This window comes from Dehalococcoidia bacterium, from assembly GCA_021295915.1.
In the GTDB taxonomy this organism is placed as follows: domain Bacteria; phylum Chloroflexota; class Dehalococcoidia; order Lucifugimonadales; family UBA1123; genus VXRN01.
In genome coordinates, this window is sequence record JAGWBK010000015.1 from 14,793 (window position 1) to 33,467 (window position 18,675).

Sequence of the window (18,675 nt, forward strand, 5' to 3'; positions counted from 1 at the left end):
GAGGCGGTCTGCCAGAGAGTTGAAGATCGACGCGGCCATCTGACTTCTTCCAGCGTTGTGGACGCAGACGAACAGCGTGGTGGTCATGAACTTTCTCTCCTCACGTTCCCATTACTGGATGACGTGATGCGCTGAAGTCCGGGCCTTAACAGGTACTCGTGGACTGCGGCGCCGATTGGAGCGCCAATCATGGGCCCGACGATGTATACCCAGAAACCATTCGAAGGTCCAGGGATCGCGATGCTGCCCCAGCCCGCTAGGAATGCTACGATGCGCGGCCCGAAATCCCTGGCAGGATTCCAACCTGCCTGGGTCAGCGGAGCAAACAGGCTGATCACAGGAGAGGTGTCATGTTCCTGGTAGACAGCCCGGCGTTTCGTCGGTCTGTCAGGGAAAAGATGACCAGAGCAAGAATCGCAGTGCCGAATCCCTCGACGAAAGCCGCTCCCGCGGGTGAGATTAGCGCAGCAGCATCTGGGCCGGTGCCATACATGGCGGGATTCGGGAAGTACTCCCCGAACATCATTGCTGAAAGCTGGCTACCGGCCTCTCCTCTCACTATGCCGTTGTCCGATTCGAAGCGAACAATGAACGGTGAAAAGACGGCCAGAATGGTCACTCCGGCGAGAATGGCCCCGAGAAGTTGGGCTGTCCAGTAGAGAGGAAGCATTCGGAAGGAGAACTCGGAGCGTCTGAAGATGGCAAACGCCAGGCTAACTGCCGGATTGAGGTGCGCACCGGATACGTTCGCGGACACGTAGATTGCAAGCGCAACGCCAAAGGCCCACACCACGGCTACCTGCCACAGGCCCATCTGGGCCCCTGTCGCCACGGCTGCTGCAACCGAACCAATGCCAAACAGCACCAGGATGTATGTCCCAATAGTTTCGCCCATGAACGCGCGAGTTGATCCGCGCATTACAGGGCTAGCGCTCTCGACCGAGGACGGTCGATTCCCAGGAACAGATGACACAGCGTCCCTCAGTTCCCGGCTACCCAACTCGTTCGACTCTCTCTGGCCCGGAAGGCAGTTAGGTCAGTTGACGCCTGCTTTTCGAAGCTGAAGTCCGAGGTCAGCGAAGTCGGCAGCAGTAGCGCCGCCTTAAGGAACGACTCAAGGTCCGGTATGTTGTAGATGTTGATCTCGTAGCCCCAGCTCTCCAGCGCGTCCAGGACCTGCCGCCTGAGGAGATTCTTCCAGTTTATGGACACTCGACTTATGCCCCATTCGGTGACGCTGGAGAGGATACGCTGAGCCTCCTCCGGCATGGCAAGTACCAGGGGCGCCATAAAGTCTACCGGACACTGGATTACGGCGTCAGGGAATTCGTTACGGAGCTTTCTGAACCCATCCTCGCCGAGGACATCGACAGTTGCGCTGAACCACAGTTGAGGGAAGTTCCCACCCCGAGACTTGATCTCTTTCATGAGCTTTCCGAGGGTGGGACCGTTCTCCATAATGTCGAGCTTTACCGACCGACCTGCGTCGTAACAGAAGCTTAGAAGCTCGCCAAGTTCCATGGGGTCGCCCGGCAACGCTTCGTCGATTGGGTCAAGATTCAGCACGAGCCTTCCAGTCGCAGGGTTCGTTCGCACTGCAGCCTCGCACCACTGGACGTCCGATCCGATAAAGCGGCTCAGGCTGTCCCGGTCATTGACTCCGTGCCAGACGAATTGGACGTGCCTTGGCAGGTCTTCAGGGGATGCCAGTTCCGCGATGTCGTACTTGTCCCCGCTGACCGTAGTTCGTGGAAGTCTTGAGCGCGCCGTTTCGAAGAGTGTGTCCGCGTGGAGGAGTAGAATATCGCCTGCATCCTCCATGTCAGCGACCGCCTCCAGGTTGGCAGGCTCGTTGTCGATGAACGCCACTACACGATAGCCCTTGTTCTGGAAGTATCGGATACCCTCACACTTCGCGCACTCGATCTTTTTCTCCCAGGTATAGGGGCTCATATAGACGAGGTCATCCCTGAAGTAGACCTTGAACTCACTGCCCAGCGCATTGAGTGAACGGAGAGTGTCGGCCCTAAGACGCTCAGTTCGAGCGGTATTGATGCCGACGCTTGTTCCCGGCTGAATCTGGAACCAGCGCATCACCTCCATGACGCCAGCATAGGGTCGATGGGACTCCAGCATGACGTCGCTGTCCCAGTATCTCTTCCTATACCAGGAGATGACATCAGCCTTGACGTCATCGCTAAGGTGCGGCATTCCTTCGAGGAGTGCATCGATCTGGTTCTCGCTTACATCGATGTCGCGCAGGCCGATCTCGGGAAAGTAGCTGGTCAGGTGCTTCTGGTCGTACTCGCGAAGCAGACGCAGAACCATGTGCCTGAGGTCGACTATGGTGCCGTCGACATCAAACAGGACGATAAGCTGGTCGTCAGGAAACGCGGACCGCATCTGCTGGTAGTGAGATGCCAGCCTTCGCATCCAGCTTGACTCTCGTTGGTCAGAGTAAGTGGCATTGTTCATGAGTTCACAATACCAGCGTAATGTTAATTGCTCATCAACGCCGCTTTAAGGGAAGTTATAAACCCTAAAGTCTATAATTCCCAGGCGGCCCTGTAGTCCAGCTTGTCATCGCCGGTGCACACGAACAACTCTCCACTCGGAACGCTTCGGTCCTGGTTACGGCATCCGAAGCCAGCCGTGCATCGACTCTGGGCGTTCTTGTACGGACACCGGTACTTGGATACTTCGTTGGCAGTCTCATTGATGCCTCGGAATATATCCTCGAGGCGCAACATGCTGCGACGGTACTTTTGAGGGTCGAACGGCGCCCGGTCCGCCACTACGCTACCGGCACCGGCTCTTCAGCTTCGAGCAGACCGACGAACCGCTTAGCCATGTCGACGCACTCCATAGCGTCCTTGCCGTAGCCGTCTGCGCCAAAGTCGTCAGCGAACTCCTGTGTGAGGGGTGCGCCGCCAACCATGATCTTCACGATGTCCCTCAGACCGTTCTCCTCGAATGCGTCGATGGTCCGGCCCATATTAGGCATCGTAGTCGTGAGAAGCGCCGACATTCCTAGAACGTCTGCCTCGTGCTCGACGACCGCGTCGATGAATTCGTCAGGTGAAGTATCGACGCCGAGGTCGTGGACAACAAACCCGGCTCCACGCAGCATCATGATGCACAGGTTCTTTCCTATGTCGTGGAGGTCGCCCTTCACGGTGCCCATGATGATGGTACCGACTGGTTCAACACCAGACTCCGAGAGAATTGGCTCGATGTGTGCCATGCCGGCCTTCATTGCCCGGGCGGCGACAAGCACCTCTGGAACGAAAATCACGTTGTCCCTGAACTTGATGCCTACGATCGCCATACCTGCAATGAGACCGTCATCGAGAATGGTGTTTGCGGAAAATCCATCACCAAGAGCCTGGACCGTAAGTCGATCTACCTCGTGGTGACTTCCCACGATCAACTCGTAGCTGATCTGTTGCATAAGCGGATCAGCGTGGTCCCACTGTCCGCGAATGTGGTCCTGTTCGAACTGCCTGGTAACCCAGCCAAGTTCTTGTTTGAGTCCCTCATGGACTACCGGCATGTCTGCTCTCTCTCACTGGTTCTTTGGGCGGTCGCACGGATTCTAGCAAGCCTCAAGTTTGGCAATCTAGGCGGTCTGCTCAGGCGTTGGTCTCGCACCACTCCCTTACCGCTTCAGGTATCGCAATCAGGTTCTCCAGCTTGGTCGCCAGGGGGATCGCGCATTCGGGAGCGATCATCTGCACTCCAGCGTCCAGGCAGGCAAACACCTCTTCACGCACCTCGGCAGGTCCACGTGCGTACAGCGTAGTCGGGTTGTTTATGTTTCCAACAAGCCCGATCTTGCCCTCTACCATGTCCATCGCGGCCTGAGGGTCGTTCTTGGAATCGAAGTGGAAATATGCCATCCCGGTATCTGCGATGTAGGGCATCCTGTCCAGTGTGTTGCCGCAAATGTGCAGAATGAGAGGCACGTTCAACCTCTCCGACATTTCGATGTGAATGTCCTGGAGGAAACGGCGGTAGTACTCGCCGCTCACCAGATCACCGGTCGCATGGTCGGGAAAGGTTAGAGCGTCAGCGCCTGCCGCGATCTGGGCCTCACCGAACATCACCGACAGCTCCTTCAACTTGTGAAGACAGCGCATCGTCTCTTCGGGATCATCAATCGTCATGAGCAGAAAGTTTTCGACTCCGAAGACGTGGTATGCCAGCGTCCACGGCCCCATGGTCTTGCCGATGATGGCGACCTCATCGCCGATTTCCTGCTTGAGAATCTCGATCGACTTGGTAATCGCGATGTTGTCTGGGTGCTCGAGGAACCCTGAGGGAATGTTTACGTCCCGTGAGTCCTTCCATATTGGCCGGTACATACGCACGGTAGGCCAGTTGTCCTTGTCCTCCCACTGCATGTCGCAGCCCAGAGCCGACGACTCCTGGATGATCGTAAAGTATGGCGCAACAGCATCGAAACCCAATTCGGTGTAGCCCGTAGCGGCCAGTCGAGCCGCAAGCTCCGGGTCACGACAAGCGTCCGGGAATGGAGCGTCCACGAGGTCCATCAGATCGACTGTGGCCACGTTCGTGGGATTGGCCACTGGAGGCCTGTCCACTGGCTGGCGGTTCAGCGCAGCCATGGTCCGTTCTCGTGGAGTCATCGTCTCTGTGAATACCATCATGGTCTCCTGTTAGATAGCCTGTCAGCCTAGTGTCGGCGCAGTGACAGCCCAATTCGGAGGGCTAGAGTGGCGTGAATCCCAGCGTGCTCGTGGTCATCTGACCTCGTATCGCTTCAGCCTCCAGCATGGATTCCACGGCGCTTATGTTCCTGGAGTAGGGTAGAAGCAGCCGCACCAGCTCATCGTGTTGCCAGCCGCACGAGAAAGCGACTTCCGTGTCTCCCACTTTCTCCATCTCGCCGTATCGCATGAATCCAGCGACGACCATGCGGAGTCTCAAAGTAGGATTCTTCACATCACCTTCGCCGGCAACGTGATATTGGTAGCCGTCATCCGTATTGGCTCCCGTAGTGGTCAGCATCAAGTTGGACTTCGAGTCCTTAATGGTCATGGATCCTGTTGGGTGAGTGAAGTCAGGCGCCTTCGTCACGGCCTGCGTTAACAGGAACTTCACTGGTCTCATGTGGACCACGCCGCATGGGAACGAAAACTGGATGTCCGATCCTTCTACGGGCCGCACGCCACCTAATCGGACCATCTGGTCACGAATCTGCTTGAGCCGTTCCTCAACACCGGAAGCCTGACTGAAACTCCATGCAGTACAGATGCCGTCCTTGTAATACAGGCCGACGGAAATGTTCTTGAAGTGCGGGTCCATGGGTACGAGTTCAAGGCAAGAACCTATTTCTTTCAGCTTCTCGGATACCATTCCTCGCTTGGCTATCGCTGGCTGTGTCATCGTCGCTTCCTCACGAGATTTCAATTCTTGCGTACTCACTGATTACCGCAAAATGGGCGCAAGCGCCGCCGATTACTTTACGGCGGCTCGCAGGGCCCTGATGTGGTCAGGCCCGGTACCGCAGCACCCACCGAGGACGTTTATGCCCATGTCGGCGAGCCGCTTGAACCGTTCTGCCATGAATTCGGGACCTTCGTTGTAGATGATCTGCCCGCCCTTCATGTCCGGAATGCCAGCGTTGGAGTGGATCAACATCAGGCCGTCGTCTGCTGCGCGCATCTGCACGGCGAGATCGACCATCTTATCGATTCCGTTTCCGCAGTTCGCGCCCACTACGTCAGCACCAGCCTCACGAAGATCGTGCACTGCCTTTTCAGGAGTCACGCCCATCATGGTGAAGAAACCTCGTGGCCCGAGATCGAAGACCATGGTTGCGAACACAGGCAGGTTGGTGTTTTCCTTGGCGGCCCGGATGCCAGTAACTGCCTCTTCTAACGCCATCTGGGTCTCTACCAAAATCGCATCGGCTCCACCATCAGCCAGGGCAGTAATCTGTTCGGCGAGAGCGTCGTACATCTCGGACTCACTGACGCCGTCAGGAAGAGGCTCCATCATCTCTCCAGTAGGACCTACCGAAGCTGCAACGAAGTGTTGGTCGGAAGGCCTCTGACTGGCGGCGTGCTCAGCAGCAAGCCGGTTAAATTCTTCTACCTGGCCCTCATACCCGTACTTCTTCTGCATGAATTTGGATCCGCCAAACGAGTTGGTCAACACAATGTCGGACCCGGCGGCGAAGTAGTCGCGTGCCATACCTCGGACTATGTCAGGATGGCTCGCGTTGAACTCCTCGGGACAGCCTCCGGCTTCAAGTCCTCGCTGCTGCAAGTAGGTCCCGGTTGCTCCATCAGAGATCAGGACCTCCCCAGCGGAGACTCGGTCCAGGATTGTTTTTATGCCCTTTTGGCCAGTCGCCATTACTTACCTACCTGAAGAAAAGTGGTTCACTGCTCAAGCCAGTGATCGATCGCACCAGGTGTCGTATCACGTCGTCCCTCACGCTGAAGATCTCGAATTCGGGCGACGAAGTCTTTGGGAAAGGCGTTGTTCAACTTCGCCGCCGATTCGTCGGCCGCAGCCTCGGCCGAACCGCTTAGTTCCTTGAACTCCCCCCATTCCCATGCCATGAGGTAGTCGTCCGTACCTGCTGAACCGTCGAACATTGCTACGGCGTCGACGCCTTCCTGAAACCGGGGATCGAGTTGCCGCGAGACTGTGCCTGAGTCATCCTGAGCCTGGACTTGAACGGGAATTTCTTTCCAGTACATTATTCGGACTTTGGCCACGGCTGCCTTTCCGTTTCCTCACCTGATGCGATTCATCGAGATTATAGCGCAACTGGCTAATTTACTGATTCAATGCGGCGATTCATGCCCGGTTGCGATGCAACTCCCGTTGTGGTTGACTGTGGCCCGGCATCCGTTCGCCCGGAGAAGTACATTTTGGAGGCTAAAGGCAATGCCCCTCGCACCAGTAAATGGCGTAGAACTCTACTATGAGCAGCACGGCTCGGGCTTCCCACTCGTCTGGAGCCACGAGTTCGCCGGTGACTATCGCTCTTGGAAGCAGCAGGTCCAGTTCTTCAGCCGGCGCTACACGGTGATCACCTACAACGCAAGGGGATACCCACCCTCGTCGGTACCTGACTCCATTGACGACTACACTCAAGAGAACTCGGTCGACGACCTCAAGGGACTGCTCGATCACCTGGGGATCGAGTTTGCCCACATCGGCGGACTGTCAATGGGAGGAAACGTGGCCCTCAACTTTGGGCTGACATACCCAGAGATGGCACGGTCTCTGGTTGTCGCGGGTACAGGAGCAGGATCGACTGACCCGGAACCGTTTCGCGTGAACGTTACTGAGCGCGCAGACCGTATGAGGGCCGGTGGCATGGAGTCCATGGACGACTACTCCAACAGTCCCACACGAGTCCAACTGCTGCGCAAGGATCCGCTCGGGTTCGAGGAATTCAGGCTGGGCCTGATGGAGCACTCACCGCTCGGGTCGGCATTGACCTTCGCGGGAGTTCAGGGCAGGAGGCCCACTATCTTCGCCCTCGAAGAGCGTATGAAGGCGCTACGAGTCCCTACCTTGATCATGACCGGAGACGAAGACGACCCCTGCATCGAGACCAGCGTCTTCATGAAACGCTGCATCCCCAAGTCTGGCCTAGCCGTTATGCCGCAGGCTGGGCACGCGATAAATCTGGAAGACCCTGATCTCTTCAATCGCCTTGTGCTGGATTTCCTAACTGCCGTCGAGCAGGGCAAGTGGGCGGAGCAGGGGGCAGGTGACCAGTCCGGATCTCTCCTGTGACCCAGACTGGCCCAGGGGTTGATTACGATTTCATTTCTCACCTGACCCGGTTCTGTCGTGTGCTGCGGGAGCACGGCCTTCTTGTGGGCCCGCAGGAAACTGCCGATGCTATCCGGGCCGTTGGCCACCTGGACATCATGACAGAGGGCCGGGTTTACTGGTCTCTAAGGTCGCTTCTGGTGTCTCGTCAGGACCAACTGGGAGTTTTCGACAGTCTGTTTGGTCAGTTCTGGAATTTTGAACCTCTTACCAGACGTCCGGAACCTCAGGCAGACCCTACGGCCAATTTTGGACAGACAAGGACGGTCGGGCGAATGCCCCGTGGACTGGGCGTTCCAGAAGACGATCCCGAGTCCAAAGACACAATCATACAATTGCTTCGCACAGGAGCCAGCGCACAGCACGTTACTGCGCAGCGTGATCTGTCTTCGCTCGATAGCGAAGACCTGTCTGAACTCTCGAAAATAGCTGCGCGCATGGTGAGGGCGCTCGCATCCAGACCCGGTCGCAGACGTAAGCGAGATAAGCGAAAGGGCGTTCCAGACCTCAGGAGCGCCATGCGGCTCAGTCTAAGCACCGGCGGTGATCCGATTAGATTGCCTAGGTTGCGGCGTGTGCCCAGAACGCCTCGACTCATGTTGATCCTCGACGTGAGCGGCTCCATGGACAGGTACGCCCGGCTCCTTCTCCAACTTGCCTACGCCGTCGGGCAGCACACACGTCGGGTCGAGACATTCGTTTTCAGTACGTCGGTTACCAGGGTCACGCGCGAGTTGCTGGTACCCAGCTTCTCGGAGGCCCTCTACCGCGTGGGCTTGGCAGTCAATCACTGGTCGGGCGGCACTCGCATCGGCGAGAGCCTCCAGAGAATAAACACCGCCTACGAGGTTCTCGAAGACCGCTTCACTACTGTGTTCCTTCTGAGCGACGGCTGGGAGACAGGTGAGCCAAGGGAGCTAGCCCACCAGATATCCCGAATGCGGTTGAGGGTCCGCAACCTGGTCTGGCTCAACCCCCTCGCCGGAACTGACGACTTCCAGCCTCTGGCTCGTGGACTCCAGGCGGCGATGCCCTACGTGGACCACTTTGTACCCGCGAACAACATCGAACACCTCAAGCGACTGCCGGCACTCCTTCGTTCCTGACTTCCCGTACGTGGGCATCTAGTCTCATCTATACTGGATCAGTTATCAGCATTAGTAATTAGTTCATGACGAGAGGCTAGCCAGTACATGAAGATACTAGGAATATGCGGCAGCTTGAGACGAGAGTCTTGGAACCTGAAGCTGCTCAACAGGGCCATGGGGGCATTCGCCGCACAGGGTGCTGAGACAGAGGTCTTTGATCTCAACGTCGTGCCGATGTACCACCCGGACGCTGAACGGACGGAGGGCATACCGCCCGAGGTGGAAGGGATGAGGCAGGCGATCGTAAACGCGGACGCAATAGTCATCGCGTGCCCGGAGTACAACTCCTCCATGACGAGCGCACTCAAGAATGCGTTCGAGTGGGCTTCCAGGCAGGGCAACGTACTACAGGGCAAGGTCTTCTTTGTGATTGGGACAGGACCAGGTCGCTCGGCCTGCGCAAGGATGCACATGCACGCGACCTACAGCCTGGAGTCCGAGAGCGCTATCGTGGTCCACCAGCCGCGGGTGCTACTGCCCACGGTAACAAACTTCATGACCGAAGACGGCACGATCACTGATCCGTCGATAACTGAGTTAATGGATCAAGCTGCTTCCAGTGTGATTTCGATCGCCGAGAAGCTGGCGTAGCCTCAGGGGGCCACGAAACTCAGACCGCGTACTGCTCCACCGAGTCCGGGTTAAGTTCTAACCCAAGTCCGAGCTTGTCTGGGAAGGGCGACCACATCCCATCTTTGTGCTCAGGGAATTCGGTGTACCAGACCTTGTCGGCCTCGTGGGCGACCTTCAGGTACTCGACGACCTTCAAGTTTGGAGTAGCGCAACAGAGGTGCAGGTGCACCAGTTGGACACCGTGAGGGACCACTGGCAGGTCGAATCCGTGTGCCATGTGAGCGACTTTCATCCACTCAGTTATGCCGCCGACGCGACCAACGTCTGGCTGAACGATGTCGGCCCCGCCGCGTGAGATCAGCTCCTTGAAGCCGTACTTTGTGTACTCGTGCTCCCCGGTAGCCACAGGTATAGTCGTGGATGAAGCGATCCTAGCAAGACCGTCGATGTCGTCTGCCAACACCGGCTCCTCGAACCAGCCGACCTGAAACTGCTCGAACTCCCGCGCCATGTATATGGCCTGTTTGGGGTGGTAGCCGTTGTTGGCGTCGATGTAGATCGCGACGTCATTGCCTAGGGCTTTTCGGACGGCGCCGACGCGTTCGATATCCTCGCGCTCTGCCCTCCCAAAGTCCTTGCCGACCTTGATCTTCACACGCTTCACGCCCTGTTCGACCCATTCGCTGGTCTCGGCGATCAACTCGTCGACTGTGAAGTTGGTCCACCCACCTGAGCCGTAGATCGGCACAGACTCCTGAAACGGCCCCAGTAGCCTATAGAGCGGGAGTCCAAGGGCCTTGGCCTTCAGGTCCCAGAGTCCGATGTCCACGGCGGACAGCGCGCAGAAAGCAATCCCCTTGCGACCGTACCCACGAACGCGCCAGAACATGTCGCTCCACAACTTCTCGATGTTAAAAGGGTCCTGACCTATCAGGAGGTCTTTGAAGCCTTGCTCGATGACCTCGCGTACGCCAGGGCTGGACTGCCCGAGCCCAAATCCTTCCACACCCTCGTCGGTGTGAATATGCACGAAGAGTTGGGATCGTCCACCTGCGCCTGCAGGAGGAGGCGGAATTGTGGCGTCCTGTATCGGTGCCCCACGTGGGTCACGGAGGACCGTCGTCGTCACATCAGTAATCTGCATTCGGCTCGATCTTTCTCGACTAGAAGTCCCTGAAGGTGATCTCACGCTCTGCAGCGACCTTGAGGTCGTCGAGTTCCAGCCCCAACCCAGGCGCGTCTGGTACGGTGATCATCCCGTTTATGGGCTGGAGTGGATTCTTCAGGAAGAACTGGTGAATAGCATTCCACTTGATGAGGTATTCCTGAATCGGTGTCGTTGAGGGAGCCTGTGAAGCAATCAGGTGGGCCGTAGCGTGTGAACTGTGGCCGTGCGGAATCACCGGCAGGTCGAACGCGGACGCCAGAGCGCAGATCTTGACTGTCTCAGTGATGCCTCCGCACCAGAAGATGTCGGGCTGCAGGACGTCCATAGCCCGGTTCTCGACGATAGACCTGAATCCCCAGCGCGTGTATTCGTGCTCGCCTCCAGATATGTTGATGGGCGAGTTTCTCTGGATTTCGATGTAGCTTTGGAGCTTGTCGGCCATCACAGGCTCTTCCAGCCACCTGATTCCGTAGTGTGCAAGCTCGTTCGCCATGCGAATCGCGTATGGCACGTCCCACGAGCTCCACGCGTCGAGCATAATGTCGACGTTGTCGCCGACTGCATCGCGGAGTACCTGGGCCAACTGCAGGTTTCTCTGAATACCCGCGCGACCGTCTGCGGGTCCGTCTCTGAAGAACCACTTGGTCGCTGTGAACCCTTCCGCCGCGAACTCGGATGCCCGCTTGGCCACGGCCTCGGGTTCAATGGAGAAGCCCAGTGCGCTCGCATACGCGGGAAAACTCGTGCGAGTAGGTCCTCCCAACAGCCTATAGACTGGCTGATTGAGTGCTTTCCCCTTGAGGTCCCAGAGACCACAGTCGACCACGCTTATCGCCATCATAGTCTCGCCCTTGCGGCCATGAATCGAAGACCTGTACATGAGGTCCCACAGCAACTCTATTGCCAGGGGGTCTCTGTCGATTAGCAGTGGCTTGAGGGCCGTATCGATTACAAATGCTTCGGACAGGCCACATGGGCCGGAGAGCCCCACAATGCCGTCATCAGTGTGAATCTCCAGGAAGATGGAGCGCACGCTGTAGTGGCCGTTGCCGAAGCTGGTGGAGTAGTCCGGGCCCTGCTCCCGAAACTCTGGGTATACGTCGACCGGTCTGATGAGACGCTCTTCCCAAAACGGGTCCGGGTGTTCCATCACCCCGCGCAATTCCCACAACTTCAAGTCCACGATTCTCATAAGGGGTCTCTCCCACAGGGCACTGTTTGTTCTCTGCGGCGAGAATCATACTGCAACCCTCTTCCACTCGCCAACGTAGATTCCAATTACTCTTTGACTGGTTTACTATTGTCGGCACAGTTCAACAGACGTCTGGAGAGTGCGATGTTCACCGGCATAGTGGAAGAAGTCGGCAGTGTAGCCGGAGCCTCGAATACGGGTCTCACAATTTCGGCCTCCACTGTCATGGACGATCTGAAAGTATCGGACAGCATCAGCGTAAACGGCGCCTGCCTTACCGTCACTGACAGGAGTGATTCATCCTTCAGCGTCGACACTGTTCCCGAGACTCTCAGACGGACCAACCTTGGAGCCCTGAAAGAAGGGGACTTTGTCAACCTGGAACGACCTATGGCTACTGACGGCAGATTCGGAGGTCACATAGTCCAGGGCCATATAGACGGTACTGGTAGAGTGTTGTCCGTTGAGCAGGAGGGCGGGGCTCGCAACTTTAAGTTTGAAGCGGATGACAGCATCATGCGCTATGTGGTCGAAAAAGGTTTCGTAGCTGTGGACGGTACCAGTCTGACGGTTGTAGACTGTGACTACCGCACCTTCTCGGTGACGATCGTTCCGTACACATGGGAGAACACGATTTTCGGGACCCTCAAACTAGGCGATCCAGTGAATCTCGAAGTGGACATAATCGCCAAGTACGTCGAACGACTGGCCGCAGGTCCGCGGTTGCCCGTGGACACAGCCGATGAGCTCTGACTGGCGTCTGGAGGTATAGACATGCCCCTCGCTACTGTCGAGGAAGCGATAGCCGACATCAGGGCCGGCAAGATGGTCATCATCTGTGATGACGAGGACCGCGAAAACGAGGGCGACCTCGCTATGGCGGCGGAATGCGTCACTGCCCAGCACATCAACTTTATGGCCACACATGCTCGCGGACTAATCTGTATGCCAATGCTGGGACAGCGCCTGGAAGAGCTCAGAATTCCGCTGATGACCCAGGACAACACGGCCCGGCTTGGAACGGCATTCACTGTTTCTGTCGACGTGCTCACCGGGGCAACGACCGGAATCTCGGCCTTCGACAGGGCCGCCACGATTCGGGCCCTGATCGACTCGAACACTGTTCCAGAAGATCTGGGACGACCTGGTCATATCTTTCCTCTTCGCTACATGGAAGGAGGGGTCCTTAAGCGTGCAGGACAGACGGAAGCCTCTGTCGATCTGGCGCGTTTGGCCGGTCTGTATCCAGCGAGCGTCATATGCGAGGTCATGGCAGACGACGGCACCATGGCTCGGTTGCCAACACTTGAGGAATTTTCCAAGAAGCATAACCTCAAGATAGTCACGGTTGCCGACATAATCACATTCCGCAGGGAACATGAGAGACTGATCGAGCGCGTAGCGCAAGCCAGGGTCCCCACGGAACACGGCGAGTTCATGGCAGTTTCCTACAGGAGTCTCGTAGATCCCAACGAGCACATTGCGCTTGTAAAGGGCGAAGTATCGGCAGATGAACCCGTTCTGGTCCGGGTGCACTCAGAATGTCTCACCGGCGACGTGTTCGGCAGCGTGCGATGCGACTGCGGCGGTCAGCTGGAACTCGCGCTTCAGGCAATCGACCGCGAGGGATCGGGAATCTTCCTGTACATGCGACAGGAGGGCAGGGGAATAGGCATCCACAACAAGCTCAAGGCCTATGAACTTCAGGACGCCGGTATGGATACTGTCGAGGCCAATATCGCGCTAGGCTTCGCCCCGGACCCACGACAATACGGTGTCGGCGCTCAGATACTACTCGACTTGGGTGTTTCGAAGATGCGACTCCTGACCAACAATCCTCAAAAGAGAGTGGGCCTGGAGAGCTTCGGTCTTGAGATCGTGGAACAGGTTGGCATCTATGCTGAGGTAACGCCTGAGAATCGAAACTACCTGAAGACCAAGCAGGAAAAACTGGGGCATGCCTTCGATCCAGTGAACGAGGAATTCAACTCGGAGGCAGCACCGTGAGCCGCAGACTGTCAGGCTCCCTAAACGGCGAAGGACTGCGCGTAGGCCTGGTTGTTGCCGAATTCAACGACTTCATCACCTCCAGGCTCCAGGAGGGTGCAGTCGCCGGTCTCGAGGCACATGGCGTCAGGGACGACGATGTGACGATCGCCTCTGTTCCAGGATCGTTCGAGCTCCCATTGGTTGCCAGGAAGATGGCCGATTCCGGCCAGTACGACGCAGTGATCTGCCTGGGAGCCGTGATCAGAGGCGAAACCGATCACTATGCTCACGTATCTGGTGAAGCCGCGAAAGGAATCGCAAACGCATCAGTCGCCTCTGGTGTACCGGTCATATTCGGCGTACTGACAACGGACACGGTCGAGCAGGCAATAAACCGCGCCGGTGGCAAGCAGGGGAACAACGGCTATGGCGCCGCTGTGGCCGCCGTCAGGATGGCCAATCTCGTGAGGGCCATCGACACAGGCTGAACCGCTGTGTATCTCTGCGCAGGGAATCTGCGGGCCTCCAATGTGATTCACATTGCAGGTGTTCTGGTGACTCAGACATGATGCAGTCACCGCTGTCATCTGAAGATCGCCAGAGCCAGACACCCGCCCCAGGTCGATCAATCGAAGTCCTCTTCCAGAAGGCGATTCAGGGGGACCGAAGGTCACTCGCCCGTCTCTTCACCCGGATTGAGAGGGACATCTCAGCACTCCGCGAGGTCATGCGCCTTGCCTACGCAGTAACTGGCCGCGGGAGTATTGTCGGAATTACTGGCCCTCCCGGGGCAGGCAAGAGCACAATTGTCGATGGACTCACTTCCACTGCGCGGTCCAAAGGCAAGACCGTTGGCGTTCTGGCGGTGGATCCCACGAGTCCGTTTACTGGCGGCGCGGTGCTCGGCGACCGCATCAGGATGCAGTCTCATTACAGAGACCCTGGAGTGTACATTCGCAGCCTTGCTACGAAGGGCGTCCCCGGTGGACTCAACGCGGTAACACGTGCTGGGGCGAAACTCCTGGATGCTGTTGGAAAAGAACTGATCATTGTGGAGACGGTAGGAGTAGGCCAGTCTGAATACGACATAATGGGCGTCGCTGACCATGTCATAGTCGTGCTCGTACCCGAGGCAGGTGACAGCGTCCAGACCATGAAGGCCGGGCTGCTGGAAATTGCTGATACGTTTGTCGTCAACAAGTCAGACAGGGATGGGGCAGGCCAACTCGCATCGGCCCTGAGGTCGATGATCTCTCTCCAATCTGACAGCGCGAGTTCATTGCCACCCGTATTGCTTACCCAGGCTCACAAAGGCGAAGGCATCACTGAACTGTACGAAGGTGCATCTTCGCGCATCGATCACTTGAGATGTTCCGGAGAACTTGCTCAGCGTAGGTCGAGGCAGGCCGTGCGGGAGGTGGGCCGCTTGCTCAAGACATCAGCCAACCAGGCTGTTGATCGCATACTTGAGAGCGACAGCGGTGTCGCCGAACTGGTGGAGTGCGTTCTGACCGGCTCTCTGGACCCATATGCAGCCTCCCGAAAGATCATTGAGGGCGGTACGATCGCCAGAGCGATGGAAGCAGAAAGCCTAAATTCTGGTTATCGCTCAGGGGCCTAGTTCCCCAATTCTTCTCCTTGAGGCCAGATTGAATGGAAGTGAAACCACACGCCCTGGAGGGCATCAAGGTAGTTGACTGGACGATCTGGCAGTTCGGCCCAGTGGCGGCAACCATGCTCGGCGATCTTGGTGCCGATGTAATCAAGGTCGAATCTCTGGACGGCGATCCGGGAAGAGCCGTGTTCTCAGCCTCCGGTGTTGATCGGAGTCTTCCCGCCGGGCGCAACGCCTACTTCGAGGCGAACCAGCGCAACAAGCGCAGCGTTGCCATCGACTTGAAGAAGCCGGAAGGGGTCGAGATCGTTCACAAACTCGTGGCCGACGCGGATGTCTTCATTCAGAACTTTCGCAAAGGTGTCGCAGAACGACTTGGGCTGGGCTATGAGGAACTGAAGGAGATAAACCCTGCGCTAATATACGCCTCGGGCTCAGGATATGGGCCTCGCGGACCGGACTCGGCCAGCCCGGCATTGGATGCCGCAGCACAGGCGCGGAGCGGGCTCATGTTCGCGACCGGCCCGGAAGGGACTGAGCCTTATCCAGTTCAGGGTGTTGTGGGAGATCAGATAGGCGGAATCACTCTTGGGTGGGGTATTCTCGCCGCTCTCGTCGCTCGTTCAATCCACGGGGTTGGCCAGCGCGTCGACACTTCCCACCTGTCGAGCTCAATCTGGCTACAGGGTCTGGCCGTCAGCATGGGACTGCTCACCCAGCACAAGCCGGACTCCGAAATCAACCTTACCTACAATCCTCCTAGGACAGATGCTTACAACCCGCTTGCGAACTACTACCAATGTGCAGACGGTCGCTGGATGATGCTTGCGAACTTTCAGGCCGATAGATACTGGCCCTCTTTCGCAGCCGCACTAGGGTTGGAAGCGCTGATCGATGATCCGAAGTTTGCCGATACGATCTCGCGGGGTGAAAATCGACACGAACTCATACCCATTCTGGATGGAGTATTTGCGCAAAAGACCTACGATGAATGGGCAGAAGTCCTGGAGAGGTCAGGCGACTTCATCTTCTCTCCAGTGCAGAACTTGACCGAACTTCCAGACGACCCTCAGGTTATCGCGAACCACTACATCACCGAGGTCGACCATCCAGATCTGGGGCGTGTAAAGCTTGCCAATCATCCTGTGAACTACAGCGAGACCCCTCACTCAATTCGCTCGGTCGCTCCCGAACTCGGTCAGCACACTGAAGAGGTCATCCTGGAACTGGGATACACTTGGGAGGACATTACTCGAATGCAGGACAGGGGCGTAATTCTCTGAATCGACAGGCCTGCGCCCTTGTCGACGGCCCATCAGATCGGTGAGCACCAGCCGGTTACGGCCACGTCTTCACCGAATGTCTGGATTTGGATGTCTTTCAGTCTGAGCGCGTCCGCCATGCGTTCGACCCCTACGCCGCCGACAGGTGACAGCGCTGAGTCTCCGCCGATAATCACTGGCGCCACGAACGCGACCACCCTGTCCACAAGACCGGCGTCGAATAGCGAACCCAGCAGTGTCGCCCCACCTTCCACGAAGACGCTCGTTACACCACGATCGCCCAGCTCCGTGAGCAAAACGAGCAGGTCCACACGTCCATCAAGTGCCGACAAAGTCAGGATTTTAGCACCTGCCTCCTCGAGATGGGCCAGCTTCTCCTCGGATCCGCCAGATGCGGCAATCAACGCTTCACCCGGTTGCCTCAGCAGAGTAGATTCGAGAGGAATTCGCCCGGAGCTATCCACGACCACACGTAGCGGCTGACGGGGCAGTGGAGTGCCGTCGGGCCTTCGAGCAGTAAGTTGTGGATCGTCGGCTATAACGGTGCCTATGCCTGCCATTATGGCGTCGGAGCGTGCCCTGAGTTCATGCACGTAACGTCGGGACTCTTCACCAGTAATCCACTTCGAATCGCCCGTGCGCGTCGCGATCTTCCCGTCGAGGCTCATTGCGAATTTGGCGGTAACAAGCGGCCTGCCAGTTGAGACCAGCCTGGAGTGCGGCGCACTTAGCTCATCAGCCTGATACTGACCCTGCCCGACATGAACGGCGATGTCAGCCCTTCTTAACTGAGCAATCCCCGATCCACTAACGCGGGGATTCTTATCAATCGTCGCGACATGGACCTCGGAGACACCTGCGGCAATGATGGCTTCTGTGCAGGGGGGCGTTCTTCCGTAATGTGAACAAGGCTCCAGGGTGACGTACAGCGTCGCTCCACGGGCAAGGTCTCCAGCGGCATTAAGAGCGACCATTTCGGCGTGGGCCTGCCCCGCAGGCTGGGTAAATCCTTCCCCCACAACGCGGTCGCCTCTGACCAGTACCGCTCCGACCGGTGGATTTGGACTGGTAAGGCCAACGGCGCTCCAGGCCAGCTCGAGCGCTCGGGCCATGTTACCGCTTACAGTATCTTGTCGTCTTGAATTGCGGGGAGGCCCCGTCCAGCGAGAGTTCAGACCTGTATCGTCACGCTGATTCATCGCCGTTCATGGGTAGCTGGTAGTCCCAGTAGTACCTTGACGCCACAGGTCCGCCCTGGCCCTGATACTTGCTGCGGAGTGCACTTGATCCATATGGATTCTCTGCCGGCGTGGTCAACTGGGTAAACGAGATGTGGCCGATCTTCATTCCCTTGTGGAGCGTTATGCCCAGGATTCCGACGTTGGAAAACTCGAGGGTTAACTTACCCGTCCATCCGGGGTCAACGAATCCGGCCGTCGAATGAATCAGCAGACCGTAGCGGGCTAGGGAACTCTTACCTTCGATCCTGGCTACGATGTCATCCGGAATCGTCACCGCCTCCAGCGTGCTGCCTAGCGCGAACTGGCCAGGATGCAGCAGGAATGGTCGCCCCTCTTCGATCAGTACCCTTTCCACAACGTCGTCGGCTGGTTTCATCACATCGATGTGTGTCCGCCAGTTGTTGCGGAAGACGAGGATCTCACTGTCCAGCCTGATGTCCACACTCGCTGGTTGTACCGCATTCGGACCAAGAGGATCGATAATGATTCGGCCTGCCGACATCTGCTCTTTGATGGTTCGATCGCTGAGGATCATGAGTGACGCACCCGTATTCTAGTTTCCGTGATGAACTCTATCGAGAAGATTCGCCCATGTGAAAGCGTGGCCAGTATCCGGTTTCGCGGATTACTGGCTACGCCATC

21 protein-coding genes are annotated in these 18,675 nt (G+C 57.3%); 8 read left to right on the plus strand and 13 right to left on the minus strand.

The genetic code is table 11. From position 1 onward, the window contains the following. Nucleotides 1-83: 83 nt before the first annotated feature. From J4G14_06310 to J4G14_06350, 9 genes are all read right to left on the minus strand, one after another. Nucleotides 84-338, minus strand: a complete 255-nt coding sequence (locus J4G14_06310; GenBank protein MCE2457412.1) for an aquaporin — start codon at nt 336-338, stop codon at nt 84-86. Beyond that, a complete protein-coding gene (locus J4G14_06315) occupies nt 335-919 on the minus strand; it encodes an aquaporin (protein MCE2457413.1) in 585 nt (194 codons plus the stop codon). Before J4G14_06315 ends, J4G14_06310 begins: the two co-directional genes overlap by 4 nt. Before the next feature lie 62 nt (nt 920-981). Beyond that, entirely contained in the window at nt 982-2,433 is a 1,452-nt protein-coding gene (locus J4G14_06320) for an HAD family hydrolase (protein ID MCE2457414.1), read from the minus strand. Nucleotides 2,434-2,546: 113 nt separating this feature from the next. Further along, the gene (locus tag J4G14_06325; protein ID MCE2457415.1) at nt 2,547-2,795 is read right to left on the minus strand and encodes a hypothetical protein; all 249 of its coding nucleotides are present in this window, start codon (nt 2,793-2,795) and stop codon (nt 2,547-2,549) included. Further along, nucleotides 2,795-3,451 (minus strand): corrinoid protein, encoded by a 657-nt coding sequence (locus tag J4G14_06330; GenBank protein MCE2457416.1) that lies wholly within the window; start codon nt 3,449-3,451, stop codon nt 2,795-2,797. The genes J4G14_06325 and J4G14_06330 overlap by 1 nt, the downstream gene beginning before the upstream one ends. Before the next feature lie 181 nt (nt 3,452-3,632). Then, nucleotides 3,633-4,670, minus strand: a complete 1,038-nt coding sequence (locus tag J4G14_06335; GenBank protein MCE2457417.1) for an MtaA/CmuA family methyltransferase — start codon at nt 4,668-4,670, stop codon at nt 3,633-3,635. Between the two features lie 61 nt (nt 4,671-4,731). Then, nucleotides 4,732-5,409: a hypothetical protein gene (locus J4G14_06340; protein ID MCE2457418.1), complete on the minus strand. Its 678-nt coding sequence runs from the start codon at nt 5,407-5,409 to the stop codon at nt 4,732-4,734. A 72-nt stretch (nt 5,410-5,481) separates the two neighbouring features. Beyond that, complete coding sequence (locus tag J4G14_06345; GenBank protein MCE2457419.1) at nt 5,482-6,384, minus strand: homocysteine S-methyltransferase family protein; 903 nt, start codon at nt 6,382-6,384, stop codon at nt 5,482-5,484. Between the two features lie 26 nt (nt 6,385-6,410). Continuing rightward, entirely contained in the window at nt 6,411-6,734 is a 324-nt protein-coding gene (locus J4G14_06350) for a virulence factor (GenBank protein ID MCE2457420.1), read from the minus strand. A gap of 190 nt (nt 6,735-6,924) precedes the next feature. Between J4G14_06350 and J4G14_06355 the strand changes: the two genes are divergently transcribed. The 3 genes from J4G14_06355 (at nt 6,925) to J4G14_06365 (ending at nt 9,563) form a co-directional block, all read left to right on the plus strand. Then, entirely contained in the window at nt 6,925-7,785 is an 861-nt protein-coding gene (locus J4G14_06355; protein ID MCE2457421.1) for an alpha/beta fold hydrolase, read from the plus strand. Nucleotides 7,786-8,099: 314 nt separating this feature from the next. Continuing rightward, entirely contained in the window at nt 8,100-8,930 is an 831-nt protein-coding gene (locus J4G14_06360; GenBank protein MCE2457422.1) for a VWA domain-containing protein, read from the plus strand. Nucleotides 8,931-9,017: 87 nt separating this feature from the next. Next, nucleotides 9,018-9,563, plus strand: coding sequence for an NAD(P)H-dependent oxidoreductase (locus J4G14_06365; GenBank protein MCE2457423.1), 546 nt, complete (start codon nt 9,018-9,020; stop codon nt 9,561-9,563). Between the two features lie 19 nt (nt 9,564-9,582). Here J4G14_06365 and J4G14_06370 read toward each other — a convergent pair whose 3' ends face one another. Further along, nucleotides 9,583-10,689 carry a mandelate racemase/muconate lactonizing enzyme family protein gene (locus tag J4G14_06370; protein MCE2457424.1) on the minus strand — a complete coding sequence of 369 codons (1,107 nt, stop codon included), beginning with the start codon at nt 10,687-10,689 and terminating at the stop codon, nt 9,583-9,585. A 19-nt stretch (nt 10,690-10,708) separates the two neighbouring features. Continuing rightward, the gene (locus J4G14_06375; GenBank protein MCE2457425.1) at nt 10,709-11,905 is read right to left on the minus strand and encodes a mandelate racemase/muconate lactonizing protein; all 1,197 of its coding nucleotides are present in this window, start codon (nt 11,903-11,905) and stop codon (nt 10,709-10,711) included. 144 nt (nt 11,906-12,049) lie between these two features. On the opposite strand from J4G14_06375, the gene J4G14_06380 reads away from it, so the two are divergent. From J4G14_06380 to J4G14_06400, 5 genes are all read left to right on the plus strand, one after another. Beyond that, entirely contained in the window at nt 12,050-12,658 is a 609-nt protein-coding gene (locus J4G14_06380) for a riboflavin synthase (protein MCE2457426.1), read from the plus strand. 21 nt (nt 12,659-12,679) lie between these two features. Next, a complete protein-coding gene (locus J4G14_06385) occupies nt 12,680-13,912 on the plus strand; it encodes a bifunctional 3,4-dihydroxy-2-butanone-4-phosphate synthase/GTP cyclohydrolase II (protein ID MCE2457427.1) in 1,233 nt (410 codons plus the stop codon). Then, nucleotides 13,909-14,382, plus strand: coding sequence for a 6,7-dimethyl-8-ribityllumazine synthase (locus J4G14_06390; protein MCE2457428.1), 474 nt, complete (start codon nt 13,909-13,911; stop codon nt 14,380-14,382). Before J4G14_06385 ends, J4G14_06390 begins: the two co-directional genes overlap by 4 nt. Before the next feature lie 77 nt (nt 14,383-14,459). Then, the gene (meaB, locus tag J4G14_06395; protein ID MCE2457429.1) at nt 14,460-15,515 is read left to right on the plus strand and encodes a methylmalonyl Co-A mutase-associated GTPase MeaB; all 1,056 of its coding nucleotides are present in this window, start codon (nt 14,460-14,462) and stop codon (nt 15,513-15,515) included. A 32-nt stretch (nt 15,516-15,547) separates the two neighbouring features. After that, nucleotides 15,548-16,792: a CoA transferase gene (locus J4G14_06400; GenBank protein MCE2457430.1), complete on the plus strand. Its 1,245-nt coding sequence runs from the start codon at nt 15,548-15,550 to the stop codon at nt 16,790-16,792. Nucleotides 16,793-16,824: 32 nt separating this feature from the next. On the opposite strand, the gene ribD is transcribed toward J4G14_06400, so the two are convergent. Next, nucleotides 16,825-17,904, minus strand: a complete 1,080-nt coding sequence (ribD, locus tag J4G14_06405) for a bifunctional diaminohydroxyphosphoribosylaminopyrimidine deaminase/5-amino-6-(5-phosphoribosylamino)uracil reductase RibD (protein MCE2457431.1) — start codon at nt 17,902-17,904, stop codon at nt 16,825-16,827. A 73-nt stretch (nt 17,905-17,977) separates the two neighbouring features. Further along, the gene (locus J4G14_06410; GenBank protein MCE2457432.1) at nt 17,978-18,568 is read right to left on the minus strand and encodes a dCTP deaminase; all 591 of its coding nucleotides are present in this window, start codon (nt 18,566-18,568) and stop codon (nt 17,978-17,980) included. Between the last annotated feature and the right edge of the window lie 107 nt (nt 18,569-18,675).